The following is a 14,112-nucleotide window of genomic DNA, read 5'->3' on the forward strand; positions in this document are numbered from 1 at the left end:
ACGCGCCCTCCGCAAGCTCCGGGCGCTCCTCAGGGAGCAGGGCGGGCCAGCGGGTCTGTGGTTCTTTCGGATTAGGGAGCAGGGCCCCCGAACCCACTCAGACCTGCGTGGCGCGCTCCTTCTCCAGCACCGTGAACTCGGTCGCGTCGGCCTTCATGTCGGCCAGTCGCCCGTAGTGGATCCCGCTACCGGCGTCGGACAGGATCGCCTGATGGATGGGCACCGCGACGCGGGGCGCCATCGCGCGCAGATAGTCGACCGACTCACTGAGTTTCATCCACGGTGCGGCCGACGGAAGCGCGAGCACGTCGACGTGTTCGAACGGGATGTAGAACGAATCGCCCGGATGCATGAACTGTCCCGGCTGCTCGGCGGTGCCGAGGACGTAGGCGACGTTGTCGATGACCGGGATCTCGGGGTGGATCACCGCATGCCGGCCGCCGGTGAAACGTGCGGTGAGCGAGCCTATCTCGATCTGGTCGCCGCTGCGGGCGGCCGTCCACTCGCCGGCCACGGCATCGCCGTTGAGTTGACTCGTCGTCTGCGGGTCGGCGTACAGGATCGCGTCGGGGTTGGCCGCGACGAGGTCGGGCAGCTTCGCGACGTCGCAGTGGTCGGGATGCTGATGGGTGATCAGGATGGCGTCGAGACCGCTGATGCCGTCGAACCCGTGCGAGAAGTTCCCCGGATCGAAGAGCACCTTGGTCCCGTCGATCTCGACGAGCAGACAGGAATGGCCGAAGTGGGTGATCTGCATATGTCCACTGTGCACGCTCACGCGCGCTCACACAGCGGCACGCTCACACCACGACCGGGAAGAACCCCCAACCGACCACCGCGTCGAGAATCCGCGCGAGACCGTAGGCCAACCACACCCCCAGCAGAACGGCACCGACCGGGCCGAGCACGAGGTCGCGCCACCTCGACAGCGGCGACCCGCGACGGCGCACCAGGGTGAGGGTCGCAGCCACCACGGTGGTCGCGGTCAGCACCAGGAACACCGGCCCGAAGATGTTGAACGTGAACGCTGACCCGACGTCGCCGTGCATGAGTGCCACCCAGCTGCGGGTGAGTCCACATCCGGGGCACGGGAGGCCGGTCATCACCGCGAACGGGCAGAGTTGCGGTCCGGCGTCGACGCCGCCCGGGGTGAACACACTGGCAGCTCCGAGTGCGGCGGCACCGACCACGGCGACGGTCGTCGCGCCCACCACCTGATTGGCCGATAAGCCCTGTTCGCGGCGGTGATCGAGGGTCATGCGGCCAGCGTAGCGGGTGTGCCGACGGGTGGGGTCGGGCAAGTGCGTGACAAACTTCTTACTCCGAAGTAAGGTTGGGACTTACTACCGAGTAAGGTCGGTCGCATCGACCCTGTCCACCCACACATGTGGATCCACGCAGAGACCCCGACCGGGGCGACTGGAAAGAAACGGCTGGTGATCATGACAACTCACACCGAACCGCGCGACACCTCCGCAGTCGGACGCAACCCGCATCCGCGCAACTTCATCGGCACCGCGATGCGCGTCCTGACCACGGTGACCGGGTCCGAGTTCGCCGAGAAGTACAAGATCCGCGAGCCGATCAACCGCATCGCCTACCAGGGCACCAAGACCGGATTCCAGACCCTCGGGGCGGCGAACCGCGCGTTCAAGGCAGCACAGGGCGGCGGCTCGGGTCAGGCCAAGCGACTCACCAGCGCACCCAAGGACTACTTCAACCTCACCCCCGACGACGAACAGCAGATGATCTCGGAGACGGTGAAGGAGTTCGCCACCGAGATCCTGCGCCCCGCCGCCCACGACGCCGACGCGGCGGCCGCCGCACCCGAGGACATCGTCAAGCGGTCGGCCGAACTCGGCATCACGATGATCAACGTCCCCGAGGAGTTCGAGGGCGCGGCCACCGAGCGCGGTGTCGTCACCAATGCGCTCGTCGCCGAGGCAATGGCCTACGGCGACATGGGACTCGCGCTTCCGCTGCTCGCGCCGAGCGGTGTGGCCACCACGCTCACCAACTTCGGCACCGACGAGCAGCAGCGCACCTACCTGCCCGACTTCGCCGGTGAGAACGTGCCCCAGGCGGCCGTCGTCATCGCCGAGCCCCGTCCGCTGTTCGACGCCTTCGCCTTGAACACCAAGGCGACCCGCGTGCCCAGCGGCTTCCGCCTCAACGGCGTCAAGTCTTTCGTCCCGGCCGCCGGTTCCTCGGAGCTGTTCATCGTCGGCGCCCAGCTCGACGGCAAGCCGACCCTGTTCATCGTCGAATCCGACAGCAAGGGCCTGATCGTCGAAGCCGACCCGGGCATGGGCGTGCGTGCCGCGGGGATGGGGCGCCTGCTCCTGCAGGACGTCGCCGTCCCGGCAAGCGCGATCATCGGCGGCGAACCCGACGCCGCGGCGACCGCCTACCGCGACGTCGTGCGGTTGTCCCGCCTGGGCTGGTCGGCGCTGGCCGCCGGCACCGCGCGCGCCGTCCTCGACTACGTCATCCCCTACGTGAACGAGCGTGAAGCGTTCGGCGAGCCCATCTCCAACCGTCAGGCGGTCGCCTTCATGGTCGCCACGATGGCGACCGAGGTCGACTCGATCCGCCTCGTCACGCTGCGCGGTGCCGCCCGCGCCGAGCAGGGCCTGTCCTTCGCCCGCGAGGCAGCACTCGCCCGCAAGCTGACGATCGACAAGGGCCTGCAGATCGGTCTCGACGGCGTCCAGCTGCTCGGCGGCCACGGTTTCACCAAGGAGCACCCCGTCGAACGCTGGTACCGCGACCTCCGCGGCGCCGGCATCGGCGAAGGCATCGTCGTCCTCTGACCGCGTTCGGAATGCAGCGAAAGAATCTCTCATGAGCATCAATCTCGAACTCCCGAAGAAGCTGAACGTCACCGTCGACCAGGCCCATCAGGCGGCGGCGGAGATATTCCGGCCCATCTCCCGCAAGTACGACCTGCGCGAGCACGATTACCCCGTCGAGCTCGACACCCTGGCAAGCCTGTACGACGGCCTGTCCGAGACCGGCCAGGCCGGTGCGGGCGCCGACGGCGGTCGTAGCCAGCAGAAGAAGGAGAAGCCGAAGTCCGACGGCGCGGTGGTCAACGGCGGCAACATGCAGTCCGTGGTCAACGTGATCGAAACCTCTTGGGGCGACGTCGGTCTCATGCTGAGCATCCCCTACCAGGGACTCGGCAACTCGGCGATCGCCGCGGTCGCCACCGACGAACAGCTCGAACGATTCGGCAAGGTGTGGGCCGCGATGGCCATCACCGAGCCCGGTTTCGGTTCCGACTCGGCCGCCGTCTCCACCACGGCCACGCTCGACGGCGACGAGTACGTCATCAACGGCGAGAAGATCTACGTGACCGCGGGGTCGCGCGCAACCCACATCGTCGTCTGGGCGACGGTCGACAAGAGCGCCGGCCGGGCCGCCATCAAGAGCTTCGTGGTTCCCCGCACCCATCCGGGCGTCACCGTCGAACGTCTCGAGCACAAGCTCGGGATCAAGGTCTCCGACACCGCCGCGATCCGCTTCGAGAACTGCCGCATCCCGAAGGAGAACCTGCTCGGCTCACCCGAGGTCGACACCAAGAAGGGGTTCGGCGGGGTCATGCAGACCTTCGACAACACCCGTCCGCTGGTGGCCGGCATGGCCGTGGGTGTGACCCGCGCCGCGCTCGAGGAGCTGCGCCGGATTCTCGACGAGGCCGGCATCGAGGTCGACTACGATCGGCCCGCCGCCGACCAGCATGCCGCCGCGGCCGAATTCCTGCGGATGGAAGCCGATTTCGAGGCCGCGTACCTGCACACGATGCGGGCGGCGTGGATGGCCGACAACAAGCAGCCGAACTCCACCGAGGCGTCGATGTCGAAGGCCAAGGCCGGACGCACCGCCACCGACGTCACCAACAAGGTCGTCGAACTGACCGGCACCCTCGGGTACTCGGAGCGGCTGCTCGTGGAGAAGTGGGCCCGTGACTCCAAGATCCTCGACATCTTCGAGGGAACCCAGCAGATCCAGAACCTGATCATTGCGCGGCGTGTGCTGAACAAGAGCAGCGCCGAACTCAAGTGATCGGCTGACACACAACGCCTCTCGGCCCCGCGACGACACTCTCGCCGCGGGGCCGAGCCGTTGGCGCGAACCGGCTGTCAGGCGAGCCAGACGACCCACATGCCCGTCGCGCACGCGGTCACCGACGCGACGAGCGTTCCGACCGCATATGCCCCGGACCTCCACCGCTCCTCCCGCTGCGCCAGCCGCACCGTCTCGAACGCGGCCGTGCTGAAAGTCGTGTAGCCACCGCAGAACCCGGTTCCGGCGATCACCTGCCACTCGTGTGGCGCCCCGTGAAAGACAACGAGGCCGGCGAGCAGCCCCAGCAACGCGGAGCCGCTGACGTTGATCGCGAACGTGCCCCAGGGCGTCGTCGTCGGCCATCGGTTTCTGACCGCTCCGTCGACGACGAACCGGGAGACCGCGCCCAGCGCACCCGCCACCATGACGGCCAGCGCGATCACGCCCGCGCCACCCGGGAGGCGAGCGCGATCCCGCACGCCGCCGCAGCGAGACCGAGGACCACGCTGACGACCGCGTAGGACAACGCGGTCACCACCGCCGACGCCCGTGTCAGTTCGGTGATCTCCAGCGCGAACGTGCTGTAAGTGGTCAGCGCGCCACAGATGCCGGTGCCGCCGAACAGTCGTATCCGCTGGCGCCATCCCTCGTCGTGGCCGAGCCGCGCAAGCAATTCCAGCAGCGCCCCCAGGACGAACGCGCCGATGATGTTGACCCCGAACGTCGCCCACGGCCAGTGTCCCTGCTGGGCGGGAAACGCTCCCTCGGCCCAGTACCGCACGCCGGTGCCGACGAGTCCCCCGGCGAAGACCCAGGCGAGCGCATGCACCCGGAGGTGCAGCGGACGTTCGTCGGGATCGACGGGGAGTTCGCGGTGCTCGTCTCGGTGCACGCGCCAAGTCTCCGCTACACGACGATCACATACAACACGATCAGATAGATCGGGACCAGCACGTCGAAGAAGAAGATGGGGCCGGCGTTGCCCGCCTTGAAGTTCCGGTGGATCACCATCTCCCGCACATGACCCACCGCGGCACCCAGGTAGAACACCGAGAACGCGATGATGGTGGCCAGGGTGAATTCGTCGCCGAAGCCCGACGCGATCACGCCCAACACACCCGTCGCGAGGCTGGCGAGCCCGACCTCCCACTGCCACGGGGTCTTCGGTGGCCACCCGATGGACTCCGCGATCGGCTCACCGACGAACATGTGGCCGCACCCGGTCATCCATCCCTGGACACCGATCATCCACAGCACCGAATTCTCGAGCAGATCCCGGCCCAGGTCACCGCCGGGGGTGAACGCGTCGATGAGCGTGGTGATGATCGTGCCGACGATCCCGACGAACGGTACGAGCCGGATCGCGTTGCGTATCAAGGCGTCGAGCATGCTCAGCCCCTGAGCTGATCGGCCAGCGCCGTCAGCACGTCGGGGTCCTCGATGGTCGAGGGCACTGTGTACTCTTCATGATCCGCGATCTGCCGCATGGTCTTCCGCAGGATCTTGCCCGACCGCGTCTTGGGCAGCGCCGGCACGACGGTGACGTCCCGGAAGGTGGCCACCGCCCCGATCTCGTTGCGTACCAGGGACACCAGTTCGCTTCGCAATGTCTCGGCCTCGATGTCGACACCGGACTTGAGCACCACGTAACCGCTGGGGCGCTGCCCCTTGAGGTCGTCCCGGATGCCGATGACCGCACACTCGGCGACGGCCGGATGCGACGCCACCACCGCTTCGATGCTGCCGGTCGAGAGCCGGTGTCCGGCAACGTTGATCACATCGTCGGAACGACCCAGGACGAACACGTATCCGTCCGCGTCGACGTAGCCGGAGTCGCCGGTCAGGTAGTAGCCGTCGAATGCCGACAGATACGACTTGCGGTAACGCTCCTCGTCGCGCCACAAGCCGGCGAGGGTCCCGGGCGGCAGCGGCAGGCTGATGACGATGTTGCCCTCCTCCCCCGCTCCGAGCGTGTTGCCCTCGGCGTCGACGACGCCCACCCGATATCCGGGCACGGGCACCGTCGGCGAACCCGCCTTGATCGGCATCGGCTCGAGCCCACGGAGATTCGCCGCGATCGCCCAGCCGGTCTCGGTCTGCCACCAATGGTCGACGACCGGGACCCCGAGGACGTCGGACGCCCAGGCGAACGTGTCGGGGTCGAGGCGCTCGCCGGCTGCGAACAAGGTCTGCAGGGACGACGTGTCGTACTTCGCGAGTTCGGTGGCTTCTGGGTCCGCCTTGCGGATCGCGCGGATCGCCGTCGGCGCGGTGAACAGGGCCTTGACACCGTGATCGGCGATGACCCGCCAGAACGCGCCGGCGTCGGGGGTGCCGACCGGTTTGCCCTCGTACATCACCGTCGTCGCCCCCACGAAGAGCGGCGCGTAGACGATGTAGGAGTGCCCGACGACCCATCCGACGTCCGACGCCGTCCACCACACGTCACCCGCGGCGATGTCGTAGATGTTCGTCATCGACCAGGTCAACGCGACCGCGTGCCCGCCGTTGTCGCGGACGACTCCCTTGGGCTTCCCGGTGGTTCCCGAGGTGTAGAGGATGTAAAGGGGATCGGTCGCGGCGACCGGTACCGGGTCGACCGGTTCGGCGGTGTCGGTGACCTCATCCCAGTCCAGCCAGCCGGCGTGATCGGCGGCGCTGCCGGTGATCTCCGGACGATCCTTGACGATGACGGTGCGCGGCGGTGTCGCCGACATCTCGATGGCCTTCGCCACCATCGGCAGATACTCGACCGTGCGTCCCGGTTCCAGGCCTCCCGACGCCGTGACGACGGCGACGGGCTCGGCATCATCGATGCGCGTGGCGAGCTCCCGGGCGGCGAACCCACCGAACACCACCGAATGCACCGCACCGATCCGCGCGCACGCGAGCATCGCGATGGCGGCCTCCGGGATCATCGGCATGTAGATGACCACGCGGTCTCCGGCCGAGACACCCTGTGCAGTCAGCACTCCGGCGAATCTGGAGACCACATCGAGCAGCGCCGCATAGGTGTAGTGCCGTCGCTCCCCGGTCATGGCCGAGTCCCAGATCAGCGCCGTCCGCCCGTCGTTGCCGTCAGCGAGATGCCGATCGAGCGCGTTGTGACAGGTGTTCAGCGTGGCGCCGGGAAACCAGCGGTAGAACGGGGCGTCGGAATCGTCGAGCGCCGTGGTCGGCGGGGTGTGCCAGTCCACCGCTTCCGCGGCGGAGAGCCAGAACGCCTCACGATCATCGCTCGCCTGTGTGAACGCCTCGCTGTAGCTGCCCATGGCCTTCCCTTCGCCGTCTCGTCGTGGCCCGCACCCGAAACCGCTGCAGGGTGCCGCATCGCCCTTCGAGGGTATCGGTGTGATCGCCGCCACGACACGTGATCTGCGGTCCCGCGCCGACCGGCCGTCGGCTCGCGGCGAACGGTCAGTACAGGTACTTGCGGTACTGCTCGTCGGTCTCGCGGTCGTCGACCAGCGGGACCTCGAGTTCGGGCATGACCATCCTGGTGATGGCGGCCACCGTGGGCAGCGTGCGGGGAGTCCAGGTCTCCGGTTTCCACAGATCCGCACGCAGGAACGCCTTGGAGCAGTGGTAGAAGACTTCGTCGACGTCGATCTCCACCGCCAGGATCGGACGCTTTCCCTTGACCGCCAGGGCGTCGAAGTAGTCACCGTCGTCGACGACGCGGGCGGCCCCGTTGACCCGGAGGGTGTCGTTGCGGCCGGGGACGACGAAGATGGTGCCGGCGTGCGGGTTGCGCAGGATGTTCAGATAGCCGTCGACGCGCCTGTTCCCGGGACGTTCCGGAATCGCGATGCGGGTGTCGTCGATGATGTGCACCACCTTGCCGGCGGGGTCGCCCTTGGGCGAGACATCGACGCGTCCGTGGGCGTCGGCGGTGGCCAGGAACACCACGGGTGAGGCGGCAAGCCATGCCCGGTCGATGTCGGACAGCGTCGGCCTGACCTTGTCGCGAACCACGGCAGCCGGTTCGCCGACGATCTCCCGCAGCCTCGCCTCGTCGGTGATGTGCATGCGGACATCGTGTCATGTGGGTGGTGCTACGCAGGTCCCGGCGCCGGCGTCGGCCAGCGGAGATTCCATCCGATGCCGCGCGGGTGCTCGGTGAGCCCGGACCGCCGGCGGAGATGGAGCGACCCGTCGGTGACGATGAGGGTGCGGTCGTCGTCCAGTCGTCCGGCGAGGCGGCGGGCGGTCCAGCCCGGGCGGGCGCCGCCCCTTCCGAGGACGACGGTCCCTGCCCCGACGCGTTGCGCGGCCCGATGCAGGACCGCCGTCGGGTCGCCGACCTCGCTTCTGGTCGACACCGTCCGCGCACCGTGCCATCTCGCGAGCTCGGCCGCGGTCCGCAGGCACTCGTCGACCCGCGCCTGTCCGGAGAGCAGGTAGGACTCGCCCTTGAGGGCGTCGTGGAGGGTTGTGCTCGCTTCCTTCCGGCGGCCGCGGGTGGCGCAGATCAGGATCAGGTCGCCGGAGTCGCCCAGCAGGCGAGCCGCGACCTTCACCGCCTGCAACGAGGCGTCGCCACCGTCGACGCCGACGACGACCGGGTGGCCGAGCCCTCCGCGGCTGCTCGCCGTGGCGTCGCGTACCTCCCGGAACGTGGTCATCGAGGCGAGAGTGGTTGGCAATTCCCGGGTTTCGAGAGTCTCCCATCGCCGGGGTCGTGTCCTCAGCGTCATCATCGTGTCCTCCTGGGTCAGCGATATCAGCTGCTCACAACGCTATGGAGGCAACAGATCCGCGTCGCCATCCCGCGGGTTGACCCGTACTCCACCCCAGGGTGGAGATCGGAATCCACCGTCGGGCGGACGTTCGGCTGCGACGCGGAACTATCCTGGAACGGTGACGGGCTTCACAGCGAACGCAGGCGCAGGGCTGCAGCGCCGCATCGAACGGGCCGGCGGCGACTATCCCCCGCTGTATCCCGCCGTCATCCTGTCGTCGAGCCTGGTGGTCACCGTGGTGTCCACAGCGCAACGCATTCCGTTCGAGCAGGTCTGGTGGGTGATCGCGGCCCTGGTGCTCGCGGCGGTGACGCTGGTGATGGATCTGTCGCTGCCGCCGACCTCGTACGCGTGCTTCGGCATCATCACCAGTTCGGTCTGTTTTCTGATGATCCCGACGCCGACCGACGCCGCACCACTGCAACTCGTCCTCATGGCGGCGATCGCGGCCGCGATGTATCCCCTGTTCACCGGCATCGCCGTGATGGTCGTGTGCATCGCGGTCATCGTCTGGTTCGGCGCCTTCGGCGGCCTCGACTCACCGGCGCTCTACGCGCTCGGCGTCGCCTGCGGATGGCTGATCGGCTACATGGTGCTGATCCAGAAACGACTGGCCGACAACGGGCTCGCGTGCTCGCCGAGCGAGCCGACCGCGCTGCCGGCGACGAACGACGCCGGATCGCACGCGAGATCCACGACGTCATCGCGCACTCCCTGTCGATCACGATGCTCAACGTCACCGGCGCCCGGCGGGCCCTCGAACAGGATCGCGACGTCGAGGAGGCCCTGGATGCGCTCTCCGACGCCGAACGCCAGGGCCGGCAGGCCATGACCGAGATCCGCGCCATCGTCCATGTGCTGGGGACAGCCGGACCCGCGGGAACGACGTCCCCGTCGCCGGGTGCCGACGATCTGGTCCGGCTGGTCGAGGACTACCGCAAGGCCGGAGTGGACGTCGACTTCACCGTCGCCGGCGACGTCACCGAGCTCCCGCGGCCGGTCGGCGCGGCGCTGTACCGCATCGCCCAGGAGTCGTTGGCGAACGTCGTCAAACACTCGGCGGGCAAGCGCGCGTCCGTCTCGCTGTCGGTGTCCGATGCGGTCGCACTGACGGTCGAGAACCCCGCGGCCCAGGGCCGTCCACGACAAGGCGACGGGACCGGCATCGAGGGGATGACCCAGCGCGCGAGACTGCTCGGCGGCACCCTGGACACCTCCCATCGCGCCGGCACGTGGTCGGTGCGTGCGACGTTGCCCGCCCGGTCGATCGCCGACGGGGTGCCCGTATGACGACCAGCGGACCGGCGGAGGCCCCGGCCGACCCGATCAGGGTCCTGCTCGTCGACGACCAGGAACTCATCCGCACCGGATTGCGTCGCATCCTCCGTCCGCGCGACGGCTTCGACATCGTGGGTGAGTGCGCAGACGGGTCCGAAGTCCTCGCCGGGATCGCCGAGCACCGACCCGACATCGTCCTGATGGACCTGCGGATGCGCAATGTCGACGGCATCACCGCCACCGAGATGGTCCGTACGCTGCGGGTACCGCCACCGGTGCTGGTCCTGACCACCTTCGACGACGACGTACTCCTGTCGCGGGCCCTGCGCGCCGGAGCGGCCGGGTTCATCCTCAAGGACTCGCCGGCCGAGGCGCTGATCTGGGCGGTCCGCGCCGTGGTTCGCGACGGGGCGTTCCTCGACCCCGCGGTCACCGAACGGGTGCTCCAGGGTTTTCGACGATCGGGCCGCGAGCAGGTGACCACCGCCCCCGGGCTCACCGACCGCGAGACCGACGTGCTGCGGCTGATCGCCCGTGGCCGGACGAATGCGGAAATCGGTGCGTCCCTCGGCATCTCGCTGGTGACGGTCAAGAGCCACGTCAATCACATCTTCACGAAACTCGACCTGCGCGACCGCGCGGCGGCGATCGTGTACGCCTTCGACCGCGGTCTGGTGGTCGCCGAGTACGACTGACCCCGTGGCGATCAGTCGTTCGCGTCGAGCACCTCGACGTCGACCCCGTCGACGAAGCGGTACGGTCCCGCGACGAGCAGACCGCCGAAGTGCCTGCGCAGACGGGACATCTCGGCACGGACCGTGACCGTGCGGTCGTCGACACCGAACAGATGAGTCGACATCCGGGCCGCGGTGACGCCCTCGGGATGGCGCGCCAGGAAGGTGAGTATGTCACCGTGGCGCGGCGAACACCGGTGCGTCCACGCACCACTGGCGCCTTCGACGGTGACCTCGACGTTGCCGCCACCCGGCACCCGCAGGACCACCCTGGTGGTCGGCGAGTGCGACGTCTCCGCGACTCGTACCAACCACCCACCGGGTAGCGCCTCGACGTCGCACTCGCCGAGCGCGTTCACGAAGATCCGGCCGGGCCCGAGGCGCGGTGGCAGGATGAGCCTCGATCGGGGAGACACGGTGTCCACCGCCGCGACCCAGCCGTCGGTGTCGACCGCCAGCGCCGGGCCCGGCATCCGCGCGAGGATCGGCGCGGCAACCGCCCGCAGCGAGTCCAGACGGCGGTGGTGGCTCTCGCGGAGTTGCGACTCGGCGAGACGGGCGACCGCATGCACGAGCGCCAGAGTGGTCGGATGGATCGTGGCGGCCGGACCGCTGACATCGACGACACCCAACGTCTCGCCGGTCCGTGGGTCCTTGATCGGCGCACCGGTGCAGGTCCACGAATGGTGGCTCCGCACGAAGTGCTCGGCCGAGAACACCTGAACCGAACGACCGGACATCAGTGCCGTACCGATCGCGTTGGTCCCCACCGAACCCTCGGCCCAGTCCGCACCCTCGACGAATCCGAGATCGTCCGCGCGCGTGAGCACCTTCGACGACCCGCTGCGCCACAGCACGTGCCCGTCCGCATCCGAGACGACCAGGATGTTGTCACCGTCGGCGATCAGCGAGTCGAGGCCGCGAGCCAGCTCGTCGACGACTTCGGCGAGGCCGGAGCGTCGGCGCCGATCCTCCAGCTCGTCGAGCCGCAGGGTCCGTTCGCTGACGCAGGCCACGTCCGGGTCCAGGCCGGCACGACGGAGCCGCTGCCACGAGTCGTCGATGACGCCGCGCGGACGCGCCGGCATGCGCCCGCCCGACATCGCGGCGTCGTGAACCGCGCTGAGAACGGACGCGAACTCGCGAGGATCGTCACCGGCGTGCATCGCGGGCTCCAGGTCGGAGACCGACTCGTAAGCGTTCATCCCCTTGATTGTGCGTCACGTCACATACAACGACAACGCTGCGCACCCCTCGCAACCCCCTGCAACCCTTGCCGCCACCCGGCGCCGGGGCGTCTGCTGTCCACAACCCGCTGTGTTACACATCACGATCGCGGGCACACGCCTGAGGCCTGAGGAGGCATCATGACCCAGACACTGGAACCGGTCGTCCCGCTCGATCGCACCCCCCAGCAGCGGATCGAGACCTGGCTGCGCGAGTTCGAGTCCGCGCTCGGCGCGCTCGACATCGCGCGGGCCACGAACGCCTTTCTGACCGACAGCTACTGGCGTGACCTCACGGCGTTCACGTGGAACATCAAGACAGTCGAAGGGCACGAGCAGATAGCCGACATGCTGACCGCTCGTCTCGCCGACACCCGGCCGTCGAACTTCACCACCACCGAACCGGCCACCGACGATGGCGACGGGGTGGTCTCGGCGTTCATCGCGTTCGAGACCGCCGTCGGACGCTGTGAAGGACACCTGCGCATCCGTCGCAGCGTCGGCGGTCCGGACGTCGGCGGAGAGGACGTCGGCGGGGAGGACAAGGCCTGGACGCTGCTGACGACTATGCAGGAGCTCAAGGGCCACGAGGAGCCGGCCGGCCCGAACCGCCCGCTCGGCGCCGTGCACGGTTCCGACCCCGACACCCGTTCCTGGGCGGAGAAGAAGGCCGACGAGGACCTGGCACTCGGTCGAACCACGCAGCCGTACGTCCTGGTCATCGGCGGCGGGCAGGGCGGCATAGCGCTCGGTGCGAGACTTCGCCAGCTGGGCGTGCCCTCGATCGTGGTCGACCGGCACGAACGTCCCGGGGATCAGTGGCGCAAACGGTACAAGTCGCTGTGCCTGCACGACCCGGTCTGGTACGACCACCTGCCGTACCTGCCGTTCCCCAGCAACTGGCCGGTCTTCGCACCGAAGGACAAGATCGGTGACTGGCTGGAGTTCTACACCAGGGTCATGGAGGTTCCGTACTGGAGCAAGACCACATGCCTGTCCGCGGCTTACGACGACGCGGAGGCCCGCTGGACCGTCGAGGTCGACCGCGATGGAGAGCGCCTCACACTTCATCCGACGCAACTGGTGCTCGCGACGGGAATGTCCGGCAAGCCCGCGGTCCCGTCGGTCCCCGGGCAGGATGTGTTCGCCGGCGAGCAGCACCACTCGAGCGCGCACCCCGGGCCCGACGGTTATGTCGGCAAGAAGGTCGTCGTCATCGGCTCGAACAACTCCGCACACGACATCTGTAAAGCTCTGGTGGACAACGGCGTCGACGCGACGATGGTGCAGCGTTCCTCGACCCACATCGTGAAGTCCGACTCGCTGCGGTCGATCGCCCTCGGCTCGCTCTACAGCGAGGAGGCGGTTGCTTCCGGGATGACGACCAAGAAGGCCGATCTGACCTTCGCGTCACTGCCCTACCGGATCATGCACCAGTTCCAAGTACCCGTATACGACCAGATCCGCGAGCAGGACAAGGACTTCTACGACCGACTGGAGGCGGCAGGCTTCCGACTCGACTTCGGCGACGACGACTCCGGACTCTTCATGAAGTACCTACGCCGCGGGTCCGGTTACTACATCGACGTCGGTGCCAGCGAACTCATCGCCGACGGGACGATCAAGCTCGTCCACGGTCAGCTCGACCACCTCACCGCCAACGCCGTGGTACTCGCCGACGGCACCGAGATCGAGGCCGACGTCGTCGTCTACGCGACCGGCTACGGATCGATGAACGGCTGGGCCGCCGATCTGATGGGTCAGGAGGTCGCCGACCGCGTCGGCAAGGTGTGGGGGCTCGGATCCGAGACGACCAAGGACCCAGGGCCCTGGGAGGGCGAGCAGCGGAACATGTGGAAGCCCACCCAGCAGCCGGGCCTGTGGTTCCACGGGGGAAATCTCCATCAGTCACGGCACTATTCGCTCTACCTGGCGCTCCAGTTGAAGGCCCGATACGAGGGCATTCCGACACCCGTCTACGGACTCGCCGACGTGCATCACCTGAGTTGAGCTGGGTATGAGAAATGCCCCGCAACCTGGGGTTGCGGGGCATTTCTGGAT

Annotated in this window: 13 protein-coding genes and 1 pseudogene; 5 read left to right on the forward strand and 9 right to left on the reverse strand. The window is 68.1% G+C overall.

The features are described 5' to 3' along the window. Positions 1-97 precede the first annotated feature (97 nt). Both AC3B5T_RS24915 and AC3B5T_RS24920 read right to left on the reverse strand, forming a co-directional pair. Positions 98-757 (reverse strand): MBL fold metallo-hydrolase, encoded by a 660-nt coding sequence (locus tag AC3B5T_RS24915; RefSeq protein WP_055477005.1) that lies wholly within the window; start codon positions 755-757, stop codon positions 98-100. A 43-nt stretch (positions 758-800) separates the two neighbouring features. After that, positions 801-1,259 (reverse strand): DUF2752 domain-containing protein, encoded by a 459-nt coding sequence (locus tag AC3B5T_RS24920; RefSeq protein ID WP_055477006.1) that lies wholly within the window; start codon positions 1,257-1,259, stop codon positions 801-803. 183 nt (positions 1,260-1,442) lie between these two features. Between AC3B5T_RS24920 and AC3B5T_RS24925 the strand changes: the two genes are divergently transcribed. Together AC3B5T_RS24925 and AC3B5T_RS24930 are read left to right on the forward strand one after the other, a co-directional pair. Then, complete coding sequence (locus tag AC3B5T_RS24925; protein WP_035718177.1) at positions 1,443-2,813, forward strand: acyl-CoA dehydrogenase family protein; 1,371 nt, start codon at positions 1,443-1,445, stop codon at positions 2,811-2,813. A gap of 31 nt (positions 2,814-2,844) precedes the next feature. Continuing rightward, the gene (locus AC3B5T_RS24930) at positions 2,845-4,068 is read left to right on the forward strand and encodes an acyl-CoA dehydrogenase family protein (RefSeq protein ID WP_010844511.1); all 1,224 of its coding nucleotides are present in this window, start codon (positions 2,845-2,847) and stop codon (positions 4,066-4,068) included. Between the two features lie 77 nt (positions 4,069-4,145). Here AC3B5T_RS24930 and crcB (AC3B5T_RS24935) read toward each other — a convergent pair whose 3' ends face one another. The 6 genes from crcB (AC3B5T_RS24935) to AC3B5T_RS24960 form a co-directional block, all read right to left on the reverse strand. Beyond that, a complete protein-coding gene (gene crcB / locus AC3B5T_RS24935) occupies positions 4,146-4,514 on the reverse strand; it encodes a fluoride efflux transporter CrcB (protein ID WP_197282826.1) in 369 nt (122 codons plus the stop codon). Beyond that, complete coding sequence (crcB, locus tag AC3B5T_RS24940; RefSeq protein WP_010844513.1) at positions 4,511-4,963, reverse strand: fluoride efflux transporter CrcB; 453 nt, start codon at positions 4,961-4,963, stop codon at positions 4,511-4,513. Before crcB (AC3B5T_RS24940) ends, crcB (AC3B5T_RS24935) begins: the two co-directional genes overlap by 4 nt. A gap of 14 nt (positions 4,964-4,977) precedes the next feature. Beyond that, positions 4,978-5,460 carry a DUF6790 family protein gene (locus AC3B5T_RS24945; protein ID WP_010844514.1) on the reverse strand — a complete coding sequence of 161 codons (483 nt, stop codon included), beginning with the start codon at positions 5,458-5,460 and terminating at the stop codon, positions 4,978-4,980. Between the two features lie 2 nt (positions 5,461-5,462). After that, entirely contained in the window at positions 5,463-7,343 is a 1,881-nt protein-coding gene (locus AC3B5T_RS24950; protein ID WP_055477007.1) for a propionyl-CoA synthetase, read from the reverse strand. A gap of 145 nt (positions 7,344-7,488) precedes the next feature. After that, on the reverse strand, positions 7,489-8,100 hold the full coding sequence (locus tag AC3B5T_RS24955) for an MSMEG_1061 family FMN-dependent PPOX-type flavoprotein (protein ID WP_055477008.1): 612 nt from the start codon (positions 8,098-8,100) through the stop codon (positions 7,489-7,491). A 26-nt stretch (positions 8,101-8,126) separates the two neighbouring features. Next, complete coding sequence (locus AC3B5T_RS24960) at positions 8,127-8,696, reverse strand: universal stress protein (protein ID WP_231632813.1); 570 nt, start codon at positions 8,694-8,696, stop codon at positions 8,127-8,129. A gap of 235 nt (positions 8,697-8,931) precedes the next feature. Here AC3B5T_RS24960 and AC3B5T_RS24965 point away from each other — a divergent pair. Further along, positions 8,932-10,103: pseudogene (locus AC3B5T_RS24965) on the forward strand (sensor histidine kinase). Further along, positions 10,100-10,786 carry a response regulator gene (locus tag AC3B5T_RS24970; protein WP_055477010.1) on the forward strand — a complete coding sequence of 229 codons (687 nt, stop codon included), beginning with the start codon at positions 10,100-10,102 and terminating at the stop codon, positions 10,784-10,786. Before AC3B5T_RS24965 ends, AC3B5T_RS24970 begins: the two are co-directional and overlap by 4 nt. Positions 10,787-10,797: 11 nt before the next feature. Here the strand turns inward: AC3B5T_RS24970 and AC3B5T_RS24975 are convergent, their stop codons facing one another. Then, complete coding sequence (locus tag AC3B5T_RS24975) at positions 10,798-12,030, reverse strand: helix-turn-helix domain-containing protein (RefSeq protein WP_055477011.1); 1,233 nt, start codon at positions 12,028-12,030, stop codon at positions 10,798-10,800. A gap of 162 nt (positions 12,031-12,192) precedes the next feature. Between AC3B5T_RS24975 and AC3B5T_RS24980 the strand changes: the two genes are divergently transcribed. Then, positions 12,193-14,061: a flavin-containing monooxygenase gene (locus AC3B5T_RS24980; protein ID WP_055477012.1), complete on the forward strand. Its 1,869-nt coding sequence runs from the start codon at positions 12,193-12,195 to the stop codon at positions 14,059-14,061. Positions 14,062-14,112 lie beyond the last annotated feature (51 nt).

It is taken from the genome of Gordonia sp. G4 (genome assembly GCF_057770005.1).